The organism is Nocardioides sp. NPDC000445 (assembly GCF_040300245.1).
Taxonomy (GTDB): domain Bacteria; phylum Actinomycetota; class Actinomycetes; order Propionibacteriales; family Nocardioidaceae; genus Nocardioides.
Genome location: NZ_JBEPDH010000029.1, coordinates 1 through 15,275, shown reverse-complemented (window position 1 = coordinate 15,275; position 15,275 = coordinate 1). Strand labels below are relative to the sequence as shown.

Sequence of the window (15,275 nt, the reverse complement as noted above, 5' to 3'; positions counted from 1 at the left end):
CCTAGGTCCGAGCCTCCCCGAAGCCTGCTTCGGGGAACGCGAGGAGATCGAGCGAGCGCGCGGCTGAGCGTGCAAAGCCGCGACTGCGGGTCGAGATCCGTACGCCGACCACGGCCGAAACGCGGACGGCTGGGGTCGGCACCAGAACCGCCGATCACAAATTCCGACGGTCATGGGACCCCACCCAATAGGCTCGCGTCCCGTGAACGCCCCCGACGCACCACAGCGACTGCGCGAACCCGCACATCAGGTCTCCGAGCGCGCACCGGCGTACTGGCGTACGGCGGAGGCGATCGGCGCCGTGATCTGGCTGGCGCTCGCGGTGGGTGCGATCGTGGCGGCGGTGCTCGTCCCCGAGGGCTTCTGGACCTGGATCCTCTGGCTCGTCGCCGTGGTCTTCGTCCTGGCGCCGGTGCCGGGACTGACCTTCGTGCCCTCGATCCGGTTCCGGATCCACCGGTGGGAGGTGACCGACATCGCCGTCCACGTACGCCACGGGTGGATCACCGTCATCGACGAGATCGTGCCGCTCTCCCGGGTGCAGACGGTCGACTCGACCCAGGGGCCGCTGATGCGGCGGTTCGGGCTGCGTACGGTCAAGGTCTCCACCGCCTCTTCGGCGGGCACCGTCCAGATCGCCTGCCTCGACGACGCGCTCGCGCTCGAGGTCGTCGCGAAGCTGGTGGCGATCACCGCGGCGACGCCCGAGGACGCGACGTGAGCACACCCGAGGTCCCTGACGTTCCCGAGGTTCCCGAGGTCCCTGACGCTCCTCTCGTTCCGGACGCGGAGTGGCAGCGGCTGGCCGGATGGACCGCGGTCGTCAGCCCGCTCTCGACGCTGCGCCAGGCGATCATCCCGGCCGCGATCGGCGCCTTCGGTGCCGGGCAGGCGAACGTGTTCATCGGTCTGCTGGTCGCGGTCGGCATCGCGGTCGTCGCGGCCCTGGCCGGCATGGTCCCGTGGCTGACCACGAGCTATCGGGTGACGCCCACACATCTGGAGGTACGCAAGGGTCTGCTCAACCGCACCACCCTGACCGCCCGGCTCGACCGGGTGCGGAGCGTCGACCTGAGCTCGACCCTCATCCACCGCGCCCTCGGGGTCACCAAGGTCAATGTCGGCACCGGGGTCGACGAGGGCCAGATCACCCTCGACTCGCTCACCAAGGACGCCGCCGCCCGGCTGCGGCGCGAGCTCCTGCACGCGGCCCCCGCACCATCCGGGCAATCCGCGTCTGAGGTGCCCTCCGCCGAAGGCTCCTCGCCGGAGACTGCGCCCGTCGCGGCCCCGCCCGAAGGCGAGATCATCGCCAGGCTCGACTGGTCCTGGATCAGGTACGCCCCGCTCAACCTCAGGAACCTCGCGATCGCGCTCGGCGGTCTGGGCGCGCTCTTCGGTGCCTTCTCCGACCTCATCCCATGGGAGTCCGTCGGTGTCCAGGTGACCAACGGCGAGGTCAACGGCGTCCCGGTCGACGAGTTCGTACGCATGCTCTTCATCGCCGTGCCGATCGCGATCGTCGGGGCGGCCGCGGTGTGGGCGATCGGGTCGTGCGTGGGCTACGCGGTGCGCTGGTGGGACCTCCAGGTCGTACGCGAGCAGGGCCGGGAGGGCACCACGCTGCGGCGCAGCTTCGGCCTGACCAGCACCCGCGCGACGACCGTGGAAGAAGCGAAGGTACGCGGCGCCACCTCCACCGTCGGCCCGCTGATCGGCCTGGCCGGCGGGGCCGATCTCAACCTGCTGACGACCGGGCTCGACGACAACTTCCCCGCGGTCCTGCCGACGGCCCCGGAGCAGGTCGTCTCCGAGGTCGGCACCGACATCCTCGGCGAGGACGCGTTCTCGGCGGCGCTCACCGGACACGGGCCGCGGCCACGCCGGCGCTACTGGTTCCGGGCGGTCGTCGCCACCGTCGTGTGGACGCTCGTCGCGCTCGTCCCGACCGTGCTGATCGGCGTCTTCGGCGACGTCTGGCTCTGGTGGATCCCGGTCGCCATGCTTGTCGTCGCCCTCGTTCTCGGGCTGCTCGGTGCCGAGCTGCGCCACCGCCACCTCGGCCACGCGCTGACCGATCGCTACCTGGTCGTCCGCTCGGGTTCCTACACTGCCGTACGCACCGCGCTGCAGACCGACGGCATCATCGGCTGGCGGGTCAGGCAGACGTTCTTCGACCGCCGCATCGGCTTGGCCCAGGTCACCGCGATGACCGCGGCCGGCCATGAGCACGTCGACATCCCGGACGTGCCGCTCGAGACGGCCGTCGCCCTGGCGACGGCGGCCACGCCGCGTACGGTCTCGGAGTTCGTCGAATAACCCGTTCCGCGTCGGGCGGGCTTCGGTGGATGATCCGGCCATGACTATCCAGATCCGCCATCTCACCTTCGACTGTGCCGACCCCCGCAAGCTCGGGGAGTTCTGGTCGGCGGTCACCGGCTGGCACCTCTTCTACGACGAGGACCCCGAGGTGATCGTCGCCCGCAGCTTCCCGTCGAAGGAGCTGATGTTCCTCTTCGTCCCGGTGCCCGAGGCGAAGTCGGCGAAGAACCGGGTCCACATCGACATCAAGCCGGAGGACACCACCCGCGACGAGCTCGTCGAGCGCGCGCTCTCGCTCGGCGCCACCGTCTTCGGCGACCACCGCAAGGAGGACGGGACCGGCTTCGTCGCGCTGCACGACCCCGAGGGCAACGAGTTCTGCATCGAGCGCGGCGAGCACGAGATGGCCTCGAGCGGACCCATGACGATTGGGCTCAAGATCTGAGCTCAGCGCGCGAGCACCCCGACCCGCCCTCCCGCACCGGCGGCCCAGCAGACGCCCTGGGCGCAGTCGACGGTGTGGAAGCGGGTCTGGGTGGCGCCGAACGGCTTCCAGGAACGGCCGTTGTCGTGGCTGATGTCGCTGCCGTTGGGGCCGACGGCGATCGCCGTGCGGCCACCGACCCAGGCGACCGCTTCACGGTATCCACCCAGGTCGGAGTCGGAGTTGGTCCAGGTGCGACCGCCGTCGGTGGAGTAGGCGGCGCGGTCGACGCCGTCGTCCTCGAGGCCGAAGTCGCCACCGACCGCGATGCCCTGGCGAGGGTTGCGGAACCCGAGCCCGAAGACACCGGCGGCCTCACCGGTCGCGATCGTGGAGTCGGCGGCGGACCAGGAGCGACCGCCGTCATGGGTGGCGTAGATCCTCGCGGCCGCGCCGCCACCGCCGATCCAGGCGTCGCGCGCGCCCGAGGTGACCAGGCAGGTCCCGCTGGCCGAGTAGCCGAACTCGCCCGGCGCCTCCAGGCCGCGTGTGTCCGCGATCGTCCAGGTGTCGCCGCCGTCGGCGGTCGTGATGATGCGCCACTCGCCGTCGACCGGGTCGCTCATCGCGATCCCACGCTTGCCGCCGGGCCAGAAGTCGACGCAGTTGTAGAACGCGGCCGGCTCGGCCGACCGGAACGTCTCGGTCCAGGTCGCTCCGCCGTCGACGGTCTTGTAGATCCGGCTCGCCTCACCCTCGCCGATCGAGAGCACGACCGCCTCGCTCGCCGAGCGTGCCTCGACATCGCGGAAGAGCAGCCCGTCGGATCCCGGCGGCGAGACCTCGTCCCAGGTCCGGCCGCCATCGGTCGTACGGAACACTCCCCCGCCGTCGCCGCCGACCCACGCGGTCTCCGCGTCGACGGCGTCCAGCGCCCGGAACCCCTGTGTCGTATCCACGTTCACAGACGTCCAGTCGTACGCACCCCCTGGCTGCACAGCCTGCGCCGCCGGCGCGAAGGTGAGGGTGGTGAGAGCGAGAGTGGCCGCCGCTGCGGCTCCGACAACGATGCGCACGAAGGTTCACCCTGGCCCTGCCGGGCCGTTCTGTCCACCGATCCGGCGAAAATCGTCCGGCCGCCATCTGCCGACTCGGGAATTTTCTTCCGTGACCGGTTGGTAGCCCCTAGAGTGAATCGCCGTGCCGCGTACCAGCGGCGCAGATGGGGAGGTTGTCATGAGCAGAACGACACTGACCAGACGCGGAAGGTTGGCGGCTGCGGGACTCGCGGCCGCGGTGGCGGTTGCTACGCCGTACGCAGCAACCCACGCCGCAGAGCCGGATCCGCCCGCGACGACCGCCGCGGACATGGCGTCGCCCCAGCACCGCAAGATCGTCTCGCTGATGCACCACATGTCGCTGCAGCAGAAGATCGGCCAGCTCTTCGTCATCGAGGTCTACGGACGCGACGCCAACAACGTCAGCGACACGGCGAAGGCCGGCAACCAGAGGCTCTACGGCGTGGACACCCCGGCGCAGGCGATCGCCAAGTACCAGCCGGGCGGTGTCATCTACTTCACGACCCGTGGGCCCGACAACATCGGTGATGCCGCCCAGGTCGCGAAGCTCTCCAACGGCCTCCAGAGCGCCGCGCTGCAGCAGCGGCCCAAGATCCCGCTCAACATCGCGGTCGACCAGGAGGGCGGCGCGCTCGTGGCCCGCTTCGGCCCGGCCAGCGGCGCGACCCAGATGCCCGGCCAGATGGCGCTCGGCGCAGGCGGCTCGACCGAGGACGCAGCCCGGTCCGCCGAGGTGATCGGCACCGAGCTGGCCGCGGTCGGGGTCACCCAGGACTACGCGCCCGTCGCCGACGTCAACCTCAACCCCAACAACCCGGTCATCGGCATCCGCAGCGCCGGTGCCGACTCGGCCGCGGTCTCCGACATCGTCGCGGCCGAGGTCGGCGGCTTCGACGACGGTGACCTCTCCTCGATCGCCAAGCACTTCCCGGGGCACGGCGACACCGGCACCGACAGCCACTACGGCCTGCCCGAGGTGACCCACAGCCGCGAGGAGCTCGAGGCGATCGACCTGCCGCCGTTCAAGGCGGCGATCGACGCCGGGATCGACGCGATCATGACGGCCCACGTGACCGTGCCCGCGATCGACCCGAGCGGCGAGCCGGCCACCATGTCCGAGCCGATCCTCACCGGCCTGCTCCGCGAGGAGATGGGCTTCGACGGCCTGATCGTGACCGACGCCCTCGACATGCAGGGCGCGAGCGCGACGTACCCGCCCGACGTCGCCCCGGTCGAGGCCTTCCTCGCCGGCGCCGACCAACTGCTGATCCCGCCGCAGATGGACACGGCGTACGCGGCCGTCCTCGACGCCGTCAAGGACGGCACCATCTCGCGCCAGCGGCTCGATGAGTCGGTCTACCGGATCCTGGAGCACAAGCTCGAGAACAAGATCTTCGAGAGTCCGTACGTCGACGTGGCGGCCGCTCCGGCGGTCTTCAGCGACCCGGTGCACAAGGCCGACGCCCAGGCGATCTCCGACCGCACCACCACGCTGGTGAAGAACGACGACGACCTGCTGCCGCTGGCGCCCGGGGCGAAGAACGTCCTGGTCGCGGGCTGGGGCGTGGACACGACGGCGGGCATCGCGGCCGGGCTGCAGAAGCGCGGCGCGACGACCCAGGTGCTGCAGTCGGGCACCACTCCGACCGACGCGCAGATCGACGCCGCGGTCGCGGCTGCCGCGGGCAAGGATCTGGTGGTGGTGCCGACCAACAACGCCTGGCAGATCAATCCGGCGACCGGTCAGCCGACCCCGGCGTCCGTGGCCCAGACCAAGCTGGTCAAGGCGCTGCTCGCCACCGACACCCCGGTGATCGTGACCGCGATGCGCAACCCCTACGACGTCACCTCCTTCCCCGAGGCCGCGACGGTGCTCGACACCTACGGCTACACCTCCCATCAGCTCGAGTCGCTGGTGCGGGTGCTCTACGGCGAGGTGAACCCGAGCGGCAAGCTTCCGGTGGAGATCCCCGATCTCTTCCCGCTCGGTCACGGGCTGTCCTACTAGGAACCCCCATGAGAGCGGCCCTCCCGGAAGACCGGGAGGGCCGCTCTCTTACTGGTGGATCACTGCTGGTGGATCAGGAGCCGTACAGCGCCCGGACCCCGGCCGCGTCGGAGGCCTGGAACTCCAGGTCCTCCGAGCCACCGTTGCACTGCGGGTAGTGCATGATCGAGGAGGAGTCGTACGGGGTCAGCGCACGCCAGTTGTTGTCCTCGAAGCAGGTCGCCGCCTCCGGGCGGGTGTGCTCGTGACGGAACCCGAGGGCGTGACCGAGCTCGTGCGCGAGGATGTCACCCGGCTCCCAGTTGCCCGACGAGAAGATCGAGTCGTCGATGAGCACGTTGCGCGAGCGCTTCGAGGTCGAGGGGAAGAACGCCCGCGCGATGTACTGCGAGGTGCTGACCGGCTCGACCGAGAAGAGCACGTTGGAGTTGCGGGTGTTGCACGAGCCGTCCTGGGCGGGGACGTAGGTGAACTCGACCGCCGAGCTCGCCGCCTCCCACAGGCCGGCACCCTGGTCCATCGCCGAGACGATGCCGGCCTTGTTGGTGCCGAACTTGTTCGAGACGCAGTAGGTCAGGTTGAGCGCCTGGGAGGCCGACCACTTGTCGTCCTTGCCGCTGACGGTGTTGACGATGAGGCCGTCCTCCGGGACGTGCTTCGGCGTCGAGACCATCGACTCGTAGAACTTGTGCAGGTCACCCTGGTTGGAGACGACCTCGTCGCCGTTGACGATGTACTGACCGTCGACGTCGACGTATGTGGACGCCTCGAACTCCTGGTAGCTCGGCGCCTCCTCGGCGAATGCGGGAACCATCGACGCAGTCAGCGCTGCGGCACCCGCAGCCGCGGCGATCATCATGGGAATACGAACTCGCATAGCTCTTCCTCCTGGAAATGTGAGCGGCCGCCCGAGATAGGGCACCCCGAGGGCCACAGGAGATTCAAGCGTTACGACCCCGCATACGGCATAGAAACTTCGGTCAAATTCCCATTGAGCAGGCAAAAGTTTCGAATGAAACTCATACGTTTGCCACCGGTCGCATCACGGAGCGGGCCAGATCACCTTGTCGCTGTCGTCGACGACGGCGTCCGCGAAGGAGGTGTCGAACCAGGACGCGGCCTGCTCGGGCGTGACCTTCTGCCCTGCGTACGCCGTGACGACCCCGGCCAGCGCCGCGACGTTGTCGGGGTCGACCGAGCCGAACTTGCCCGGGAGCGGGTTGTCGGCCGCGACCGCGACCTCGGTGCGCCAAATGGCGGTCTCGTGCTTCTCGTCGGACTCGGCGCCGGCCAGGTCGTGCTGGTAGCCGATGCACTCCTCGACGTGGTCCGCGGAGGCGCAGTAGGTGTAGGCCTTGAAGACGGCCCGGAGGAAGTCCTCGACGGCGGTGGGGTGCTTCTCGGCCCAGGCGGGGTTGACGGAGTAGGCGCCGAGGGAACCGGGCACCTCGAAGTCGGTCGGCTCCCAGACCGTGACCTCCTCGCCGGCCTCCTTCAGCTGGTTGGGCTCGTTGGAGACGAACCCGACCAGCGCGTCGACCTGGCCGCGCGGCAGCACGCCGGGGTCGTAGCCGACCTTGACCTGCTTCACCTTGGTCATGTCCACGCCGGCCTCGGCGAGCATCGCCTGTACGCCGACCGGCACCCAGCCCTTGTGGCCGAGCGTCTTGCCCTCGAGCTGCTTCAGGTCGGTGATCGAGGTGCCGGTCATCAGCACGTCGAGACCCGCGTTGGAGTAGGACGAGACGCCGAGCACCTTCAGGCCGCTCGCGTTGGAGGTCATGATGTCCTGCTCGGACAGCGGCCCGACCTGCACCTTCCCGGCGGCGATCAGCTTGGCGTTCTGGGAGACGTCGCCCGAGCCCGGCTGGAGCTCGACGTCGAGGCAGAGGTCGGTGAAGTAACCGAGCCGATCTGCGGCGATGGCCTCCATGATCGAGGCCGACGCCTGCCAGTAGTAGCCCGACATGTAGGTGATCTTCCCGGCCTTCTCGTTCTGCTCGCAGCGCTCGGCCGAGACTGCGCTCCCCTGCTCGCCGGCGGAGTTCTGCGAGGACCCGCAGGCGGTCAGCGCACCGAGCAGGACGACCGCCGACGTGAGGGCAGCAGCGATCGGACGTACGCGAGACATGAAGGGCTCCTTCACTCGAGGATCAGGACTCGTGCCAGTGGAGCACTCGACGCTCGGCGAGCGTCACGAGCCAGAACAGCAGCGACCCGAGCGCCGCGAGGACGAAGATCGCTGCCCACACCGTAGCCAGTCTGTTCTGCGAGCTGGCCACCTGTATCACGCTGCCGAGGCCGTCCGCCGACCCCGCGGCGGAGAGCTCGGCCACGACGGCGCCGATCATCGACAGCGGAAAGACGATCCGCAGGGACGCGAAGACGTACGGCAGCGAGGCCGGCACCCGCAGGTAGCGCAGCACCTCCAGCCGGCTCGCGGCCACGGTGCGGTAGACCTGCAGCACAGGCGAGGGCACCGCCCGCAGCCCGGTCGCCACGTTGATCAGGATCGGAAAGAAGCAGACCAGCGCGGTCAGGACGACCTTCGGCCCCATCCCGAACCCGAGCGCGACCACGAGCAGCGGCGCGATCGCCACCAGCGGTGTCACCGAGAGCACGACGGCCACCGGCATCACCGCACGCCGCACGACCGCGATCTCGCTCACCACGACGGCGAGGGCGAAGGCGGCGACGAAGCCGATCCCGAGCCCCACCAGCGCCTCGCTGAGCGTGACCAGGGTGTTGCTCAGGAAGTAGCCGGGGTCCTCGGTCAGCACGCTCGCGATGTCGCCGAGCGGCGCGAACAGGTAGGGCATCCGCCGCGCGCCCACCTCCCAGGCGAGCCCGAGCACCACGACGAGGAGGACGAACGGGAGCCAGTAGCGCGGGCGGAGCAGCCGCGTGCGGCGGCGCAGGCGGCGCGCGGCGAGCTGCTCGGGGGTGGGGACGACGAGATGTGGCCGAGGGGCCGGCTGCGTACCTGAGTCCAGGGTCACGAGACCACCTCTCCGTGGCTGAATGCGTCCCTCAGACTGCCCCGGAGGGCGAGCTCGTAGGCGTGGAACTCGGGCGAGGTGAGCAGCTCCTGGTGACGCGGCCGGGGCAGGTCGATGTCGATGACGTCGGTGATCCGGCCCGGTCGCGGGGCCATCACCACGACCTTGTCGGACAGCCTGACCGCCTCGGAGATCGAGTGGGTGACGAAGACGACCGTAGCGCGGGTCTGCTCCCACAGCTCCAGCAGCTGCTCCTGGAGTGCCTCGCGGGTGAACTCGTCGAGCGCACCGAAGGGCTCGTCGAGAAGGAGTACGTCGGGGCGCAGCCCGAAGGCGCGTACGATCGCGGTCCGCTGCTTCATGCCGCCGGACAGCTCGGCCGGGAGCTTGTGGAGCGACTCCCCCAGGCCGACCTCGCGCAGCATCGCCTCGAGATCCGGCCGGCCACGGTCGCTGCGGCGATTCACCTTGTGCGGCAGGGTCACGTTGCCGAGCACGCTCAGCCAGGGCAGCAGCGCCGGAGACTGCGGCACGAACCCGAAGGCCTTCGCCTCGGCCGCCTCCTTCGGCGTCAGACCGCACACCGTGATCTTCCCGGCATCGGCCGACTCCTGACCGCTGATCAGCCGCAACAGCGTCGACTTGCCGCAACCCGAGGGCCCGATGATGCTCACGAACGTGCCGGGCTCGATGGTCAGGTCGATGTCGTCGAGGGCGATCAGCTCGGCGAGATCGGCCTGCTCGTAGAGACGACGGACCCCGTGCATCTCGATCGTCGCTCTGCCCACGCCTCAAACGGTAGTCCAATACGTCCTCTGGATAGTCTGACGGGCGTGCGTATCGCCACCTGGAACATCAACTCCATCCGCTCCCGCATCGACCGCGTCGAGGCCTTCGTCGAGCGACACTCGATCGACGTGCTGGCGCTGCAGGAGACCAAGGCCAAGCCCGACCAGATCCCGACGATGGGGCTGGAGGCCCGTGGCTACGAGGTCGCCTCGGTCGGCTACGACCAGTGGAACGGCGTCGCGCTGATCTCCCGGGTCGGGCTGACCGACATCCAGGTCGGGTTCGAGGGGATGCCGTCGTTCAAGGACGTCGCCGAGGCGCGCGCCCTAACCGCTACCTGTGGTGACGTACGGGTGACATCGGTCTACGTCCCCAACGGCCGCAAGCCGGACGATCCCCACTACGCCTACAAGCTGGAGTGGCTCGCGGCGCTGCAGAAGGCCTCGCAGGCCTGGCACGACGGCCCCTCGGCCATGGTCGGCGACTGGAACGTCTGCCCCTTCGACGAGGACTGCTTCGACCCCAAGCAGTTCGTCGGCAAGACCCACCTCACCCCCGCCGAGCGCGACGCCTTCTTCGCCATCGAGAAGGACTTCAAGGACGTCGTACGCCCCTTCGTGCCCGGTCCGGAGGCCTACACCTACTTCGACTACTACCGGCAGCGCTTCGAGCGCAACCGCGGGCTCCGCATCGACTTCGTCCTCGGCTCCCCGACGTTCGCCTCGCGGGTGACGGGCGCGTTCGTCGACCTCGACGAGCGCAACCCCGCGATCGGCACCGGCTCCCCCTCCGACCACGCTCCGGTGATCGTCGATCTCGCCGACTGACCGCGATGAGGTGAACCGGGAGGGCCGGAGCACGGTCTGGTCCCGTGGAACGGTGTGCGCGATCCTCCTGCTCGCCATCGGCGGCGCGATCGTCTTCCACGCCCATCTCCCGTCGGCGCTCGGCATCGGCAGCCTCGTGGAGACGTTCCTGCCCTGGCTCGGCGCCGTGGCGGTGCTGGTCCTGCTCGTCGGGCTGGCGCGACGGTCGGCCGCCGCGGTCGTCGCGTTCCTCGTGCCCGCCGTGGCCTGGGGCTGGACGTTCCATCCCAAGCTCTCCGACGTTCCCGCGTCGCGCCCCGACCTGGTCGTCGTCCAGCACAACGTGAGCGACACGAACACGGACATCACCGGGACAGTCCGCGAGATCCTCGCGGCCTCACCCGACGTCGTGACGCTGAACGAGGTGGTTCCGGAGCGGGTCGACGACTACAGCCGGGCGTTCGGCGATGTCCTCCCGCACCACGAGACGTACGGCACCGTCGGGGTCTGGTCGGCGCGCCCCCTGGAGAACGCGACACCTCTCGATCTGCGCCCGGCGGGCGTGGACGCGTCGTGGAGACGCGGGCTGCGGGTCGAGACCAGGCCTGCCGACGACGCCCCCGTCATCGCGGTCTATGCCGTGCATCTGCCCTCGATCCGGCTGGGCGTCCGCGGCCTGGACGTCAGGGCACGCAACGGGAGCATCGAGCTTCTCGCCGACGCTCTGCGGGCCGACGACACCGAGGTCGTGATCGTCTCCGGCGACTTCAACGCAGACGCGCGCGACCGCGCACTCCGTGCGGTCATCTCCCAGGTCAGCGAACCGCAGGACCGCTTCGGATTCACCTTCCCGGCAGCCCTCCCGGCCATCCGCATCGACCACGTCTTCGCCCGTGGCGCCGAGGTCGAGGACGTACGACCGTTGGACCGCACCGGGAGCGATCACCTTCCGGTGGTCGCGCTACTTCGGTGGCAGTGACTCGGCGGTGGCGACACCGCGCTCGACCCAGCCGGCGAGCGCGTCGCCGCTGAGCAGGTCGGCGGCGACGTTGACGTAGCCGGACATCGTGCGGGCACCCATGATCATCGGCTCTGCGCCTGCGGCGATGGCGGCCTCGTAGGCCGACTTGCCGGTGCGTACGAGCAGGTCGTCGGCACCGACCGCGCACGCCATGTTGCCGTTCACCATGAATGCCAGACCACCGAACATCTTCACCTCGGTGGTGCCGGCGGGCATCAGGTCCCGCACTCGCTCGGCCAGCTCGACGTTGTGGGCCATGCCTCCATGGAACCACGAACCGCCGACCGTGCCCATCCGAACAAATTGTCGGTGGTCCCTGCGAGGATCGATGTATGGAGATCTGGATCCTCGTGCTCGGACTGGTGATCGGTCTTGCCCTGGGCGTCGTGCTCGGGGTGCTGTGGGCGCGCGCCCGGAGCGTGGGGACGGTCGCGGCGGGGATGGTGGACCAGGCCGAGGTGATGCAGGGGCTCGACCGGCTCAGCGACCAGATGCAGCATCTCGACCGCGAGCGGGCTCGCTGGCAGGGGCAGTTCGAGACGGAGGTCGGGCGACTCCAGACCGAGACCCGGTCGCTGTCGACGGCGCTGCGGAAGCCCCAGGTCAGGGGCCGCTGGGGCGAGATGCACCTGCGCCGCGCGGTGGAGCTCGCCGGCCTGGTGGACAAGTGCGACTTCTCCGAGCAGGTCCATCTCGAGGACGGCCGGCTGCGACCCGACCTGGTGGTGCACCTGTCCGGCAACAAGGAGCTGGTCGTCGACTCCAAGGTCCCCCTCGACGCCTACCTCGACGCCGCGGCGGCGGACAACGAGGACGACTACCGAGCTCACCTGCGCAGACACACCGCCCAGCTGCGTACGCATGTGGACCAGCTGGCCTCGAAGTCCTACTGGCGCTTCCTGGAGGAGTCGCCCGAGTTCGTCGTGCTCTTCGTGCCGGCGGAGTCGTTCCTCTCGGCGGCGCTGGAGACCGAACCCGGCCTGATCGAGTACGCCGCGGAGCGCCGGGTCGTGCTCGCCTCACCGACCACGCTGATCGCGCTCCTGCGCACGGTGGCGCACGGATGGTCCCACGAGGCGCTCGCCGAACAGGCCCGGGAGATCCACCGGCTCGGCCGTGACCTGCACCAGCGCCTCTCCACGATGTCCAGCCACCTGGATGGGATCGGGCGCTCCCTCAACACCGCGGTGACCCGCTACAACCAGGCGATCGGGTCACTCGACAACCGGGTCCTGGTGGCCGCCCGTCGTTTCAATGAATTATCGGTAACCGACGATGAGCTCGAGACGCCGCGTCCGGTGGAGATACGCGCTGTGGAGCGGCTCAGCAGCGTAAGGGAAGATGATCGGCGCGCCGCCGAGAATGACGGTGTGCCGGGCCCTACCGTGGGTTCTGATACACAGGCTGCATACGAGAGATCGTGACCCCATGAGCGAGCGCCAGCGAGCGACCATAGGCGTCATGCCGTCGCGTCCGTATGATGGCGCCTGCGCTACGGAGGCGACGGCATGAGTCAGCGCACTATCTGGGAGGAAGGACGCGAGTCCGGCCGCCATGTTGTCGCGCTCGGATCCGCCACCTCCCTGACGGTGACCTTCGTCGATCTGCTCATCGACGACCAGATCGGCCTGCTCTTCGACTTCACCTTCGTGGCGATCGCGCTGACGCTCGCGCTGATCGTCAGACCCAGCGACTTCTTCGTGGTCGGCGTGCTCCCGCCGCTGATCATGCTCGGCATCTTCATCCTGCTGGCCGCGACCCAGCCCGGATCGATCGCCGACGCCGGGGACGGCTTCGTCCAAGCCGTGGTCAGCGGCCTCGGACACCACGCGATCAGCCTCTTCATCGGCTACGCCCTGTGCCTGGGCTGCCTGGTGATGCGCCGCCGGGTGCTGAAACAGCGCACCGAGACCCGCGACGAGGTCGAGCGCGAACGCGCCCTGGCCTCCTGATCAGTCCAGCAACTCAGTCCAGCGCCAGGAACCCGGAGACGTCGCCGGCACCCTCACGGATGACCTCGGGCTCGCCGTCGGACCAGTCGATGACAGTGGTCGGCTCGGCCGGAGTCTCACCGGCCTCGATGACGATGTCGACCTGGTGGTCGAGCGCCTCCTTGACGTTCCATCCGAAGACCTCCGGCTCGGTCTCGCCGGGCAGGATCAGCGTCGAGGACAGCAGCGGCTCACCGAGCTCCTCGAGCAGGGCCTGCACGACTGCGTGATCGGGGATGCGTACGCCGACGGTCTTCTTCTTCGGGTGCATCAGTCGTCGCGGCACCTCGGGCGTCGCCGGGAGGATGAACGTGTAGGGCCCCGGGGTCGCGTGCTTGATCGCCCGGAAGGCGCTGTTGTCGACGTGGACCATCGTGCCGAGCTGCGCGAAGTCCTTGCAGATCAACGTGAAGTGGTGGCGGTCGTCGAGACCACGGATCTTGAGGATCCGGTCGCGACCGTCCTTGTTGCCGATCCGCGAGCCGAGCGCGTAACCGGAGTCGGTCGGGTACGCGATCAGCTGGTCGTCACGCAGGGCATCGACGACCTGGCTGATCAGACGGGGCTGCGGGTTGTCTGGGTGTACGTCGAGAAATCGGGCCACCCCTCGACCCTAACGCCACCGGGCGGGCTGGGATCAACCCCTCGCGGCAGCGGCTTTCAGGTCCTTGCGGAGTTCGGTGGGCAGCGCGAAGATCAGCGACTCCTCGGCGCTCTTGTGCGCCTTGGCGTCGGGGAAGCCACGGTCCTTGAGGAACCCGACGACACCCTCGACCAGCTTCTCGGGCACGCTGGCTCCGGAGGTGACCGAGACGCTGCGTACGCCTTCGAGCCAGGACTCGTCGATCTCGCTGGCGTCGTCGACGCGGTAGGCGGCCTTGGCGCCGGCCTCGAGGGCGACCTCGACCAGGCGGACCGAGTTGGAGGAGTTGCCGGAGCCGACGACGATGACCAGGTCGCTGGCCCCGCCGATCTCCTTGACCGCCTGCTGGCGGTTCTGGGTGGCGTAGCAGATGTCGTCGCTGGGCGGGTCGAGCAGCTCGGGGAACTTCGCCCGGAGCGCGGCGACCGTCTCCATCGTCTCGTCGACCGAGAGGGTGGTCTGGGAGAGCCAGACGACCTTGGACGGGTCGGCGACCTCGAGGCCGGGTACGTCACCGGGGCCCTCGACGAGCGTGGTCGCCTCCGGCGCCTCGCCCATGGTGCCCTCGACCTCCTCGTGACCGGCGTGGCCGATCAGCAGGATGCTGTAGCCCTCGCGGGCGAACCGCTTGGCCTCCAGGTGGACCTTGGTGACCAGCGGGCAGGTCGCGTCGATCGTCTTCAGCTCACGCACGGCGGCGTCGGCGTGGACCGCCGGGGAGACGCCGTGGGCGGAGAAGACGACGGTCGCACCCGAGGGCACCTCGTCGAGCTCGTTGACGAAGATCGCGCCACGGTTGCGCAGGTCGTCGACGACGTGCTTGTTGTGCACGATCTCCTTGCGCACGTAGACCGGCGCACCGTAGAGGTCCAACGCCTCCTCGACCGTGATCACGGCCCGGTCCACCCCCGCGCAGTAGCCGCGCGGCTCGGCGAGAAGGACGGCCTTCTCGTCGTCGGTGATCAGGCGTGGGGTGCCGAGGTCGATGCTCATGGGCACCAGTCTAGAGACCCGCCCCGAGCATGCCGACTCGGCGCAACTGTCCCGCCCCACGATGCCCACTCGGCAGGTCTGTCTCACCGATCCGGGCCGAGTCGGGGGGGGGGGGGGTGAAAGGGGACGGCCGCCGCCGGCGGCAAGCCCCCCCCCCGCGCAGCGCGGGGGGGCCCCACCCCCCCCACCGCGCCGGAGGG

At 69.3% G+C, this 15,275-nt stretch carries 16 protein-coding genes; 8 read left to right on the top strand and 8 right to left on the bottom strand.

Translation table 11 applies throughout. The features are described from left to right. Positions 1–202: 202 nt before the first annotated feature. Genes ABT304_RS28265 through ABT304_RS28255 form a run of 3 tightly spaced genes read left to right on the top strand, consistent with a single transcriptional unit; the run spans position 203 to position 2,767 of the window. A complete protein-coding gene (locus ABT304_RS28265; RefSeq protein WP_350720397.1) occupies positions 203–721 on the top strand; it encodes a PH domain-containing protein in 519 nt (172 codons plus the stop codon). Then, entirely contained in the window at positions 718–2,319 is a 1,602-nt protein-coding gene (locus ABT304_RS28260) for a PH domain-containing protein (protein ID WP_350720395.1), read from the top strand. The genes ABT304_RS28265 and ABT304_RS28260 overlap by 4 nt, the downstream gene beginning before the upstream one ends. 40 nt (positions 2,320–2,359) lie before the next feature. Beyond that, entirely contained in the window at positions 2,360–2,767 is a 408-nt protein-coding gene (locus tag ABT304_RS28255) for a VOC family protein (RefSeq protein ID WP_350720393.1), read from the top strand. 2 nt (positions 2,768–2,769) lie between these two features. Here ABT304_RS28255 and ABT304_RS28250 read toward each other — a convergent pair whose 3' ends face one another. Further along, the gene (locus tag ABT304_RS28250) at positions 2,770–3,822 is read right to left on the bottom strand and encodes a WD40/YVTN/BNR-like repeat-containing protein (protein ID WP_350720391.1); all 1,053 of its coding nucleotides are present in this window, start codon (positions 3,820–3,822) and stop codon (positions 2,770–2,772) included. A gap of 160 nt (positions 3,823–3,982) precedes the next feature. Here ABT304_RS28250 and ABT304_RS28245 point away from each other — a divergent pair, with 160 nt between their 5' ends. Next, positions 3,983–5,833, top strand: coding sequence for a glycoside hydrolase family 3 protein (locus ABT304_RS28245; RefSeq protein ID WP_350720389.1), 1,851 nt, complete (start codon positions 3,983–3,985; stop codon positions 5,831–5,833). A gap of 73 nt (positions 5,834–5,906) precedes the next feature. On the opposite strand, the gene ABT304_RS28240 is transcribed toward ABT304_RS28245, so the two are convergent. From ABT304_RS28240 to ABT304_RS28225, 4 genes are all read right to left on the bottom strand, one after another. Further along, the gene (locus tag ABT304_RS28240) at positions 5,907–6,710 is read right to left on the bottom strand and encodes a M57 family metalloprotease (RefSeq protein ID WP_350720387.1); all 804 of its coding nucleotides are present in this window, start codon (positions 6,708–6,710) and stop codon (positions 5,907–5,909) included. Between the two features lie 165 nt (positions 6,711–6,875). After that, positions 6,876–7,964, bottom strand: coding sequence for an ABC transporter substrate-binding protein (locus ABT304_RS28235; protein WP_350720385.1), 1,089 nt, complete (start codon positions 7,962–7,964; stop codon positions 6,876–6,878). Positions 7,965–7,986: 22 nt separating this feature from the next. Then, entirely contained in the window at positions 7,987–8,832 is an 846-nt protein-coding gene (locus tag ABT304_RS28230) for an ABC transporter permease (RefSeq protein WP_350720383.1), read from the bottom strand. Beyond that, a complete protein-coding gene (locus ABT304_RS28225; protein WP_350720381.1) occupies positions 8,829–9,620 on the bottom strand; it encodes an ABC transporter ATP-binding protein in 792 nt (263 codons plus the stop codon). Before ABT304_RS28225 ends, ABT304_RS28230 begins: the two co-directional genes overlap by 4 nt. 45 nt (positions 9,621–9,665) lie before the next feature. Here ABT304_RS28225 and ABT304_RS28220 point away from each other — a divergent pair, with 45 nt between their 5' ends. Both ABT304_RS28220 and ABT304_RS28215 read left to right on the top strand, forming a co-directional pair. Continuing rightward, positions 9,666–10,448 (top strand): exodeoxyribonuclease III, encoded by a 783-nt coding sequence (locus tag ABT304_RS28220; RefSeq protein ID WP_350720379.1) that lies wholly within the window; start codon positions 9,666–9,668, stop codon positions 10,446–10,448. Positions 10,449–10,500: 52 nt separating this feature from the next. Next, complete coding sequence (locus ABT304_RS28215) at positions 10,501–11,406, top strand: endonuclease/exonuclease/phosphatase family protein (protein ID WP_350720377.1); 906 nt, start codon at positions 10,501–10,503, stop codon at positions 11,404–11,406. Here the strand turns inward: ABT304_RS28215 and ABT304_RS28210 are convergent. Then, on the bottom strand, positions 11,389–11,706 hold the full coding sequence (locus ABT304_RS28210; RefSeq protein WP_350720375.1) for a TfoX/Sxy family protein: 318 nt from the start codon (positions 11,704–11,706) through the stop codon (positions 11,389–11,391). The two genes, ABT304_RS28215 and ABT304_RS28210, sit on opposite strands and share 18 nt — an antisense overlap. A 74-nt stretch (positions 11,707–11,780) precedes the next feature. Here ABT304_RS28210 and ABT304_RS28205 point away from each other — a divergent pair, with 74 nt between their 5' ends. Together ABT304_RS28205 and ABT304_RS28200 are read left to right on the top strand one after the other, a co-directional pair. Beyond that, a complete protein-coding gene (locus tag ABT304_RS28205) occupies positions 11,781–12,872 on the top strand; it encodes a DNA recombination protein RmuC (protein ID WP_160024862.1) in 1,092 nt (363 codons plus the stop codon). An 84-nt stretch (positions 12,873–12,956) separates the two neighbouring features. Next, entirely contained in the window at positions 12,957–13,400 is a 444-nt protein-coding gene (locus ABT304_RS28200) for a DUF6542 domain-containing protein (protein WP_350720373.1), read from the top strand. 13 nt (positions 13,401–13,413) lie between these two features. Here the strand turns inward: ABT304_RS28200 and ABT304_RS28195 are convergent, their stop codons facing one another. Then, positions 13,414–14,043, bottom strand: a complete 630-nt coding sequence (locus tag ABT304_RS28195) for an L-threonylcarbamoyladenylate synthase (protein WP_350720371.1) — start codon at positions 14,041–14,043, stop codon at positions 13,414–13,416. 33 nt (positions 14,044–14,076) lie between these two features. Next, entirely contained in the window at positions 14,077–15,075 is a 999-nt protein-coding gene (locus ABT304_RS28190; RefSeq protein WP_350720369.1) for a 4-hydroxy-3-methylbut-2-enyl diphosphate reductase, read from the bottom strand. Positions 15,076–15,275: the final 200 nt, after the last annotated feature.

Bases quoted from the DNA above. Each gene is read 5' to 3' on its own strand.
- ABT304_RS28200 (WP_350720373.1), top strand. From the start codon at position 12,957: ATGAGTCAGCGCACTATCTGGGAGGAAGGACGCGAGTCCGGCCGCCAT.
- ABT304_RS28245 (WP_350720389.1), top strand. From the start codon at position 3,983: ATGAGCAGAACGACACTGACCAGACGCGGAAGGTTGGCGGCTGCGGGA.
- ABT304_RS28210 (WP_350720375.1), bottom strand. From the start codon at position 11,706: ATGGCCCACAACGTCGAGCTGGCCGAGCGAGTGCGGGACCTGATGCCC.
- ABT304_RS28255 (WP_350720393.1), top strand. From the start codon at position 2,360: ATGACTATCCAGATCCGCCATCTCACCTTCGACTGTGCCGACCCCCGC.
- ABT304_RS28240 (WP_350720387.1), bottom strand. From the start codon at position 6,710: ATGCGAGTTCGTATTCCCATGATGATCGCCGCGGCTGCGGGTGCCGCA.
- ABT304_RS28190 (WP_350720369.1), bottom strand. From the start codon at position 15,075: ATGAGCATCGACCTCGGCACCCCACGCCTGATCACCGACGACGAGAAG.
- ABT304_RS28235 (WP_350720385.1), bottom strand. From the start codon at position 7,964: ATGTCTCGCGTACGTCCGATCGCTGCTGCCCTCACGTCGGCGGTCGTC.
- ABT304_RS28205 (WP_160024862.1), top strand. From the start codon at position 11,781: ATGGAGATCTGGATCCTCGTGCTCGGACTGGTGATCGGTCTTGCCCTG.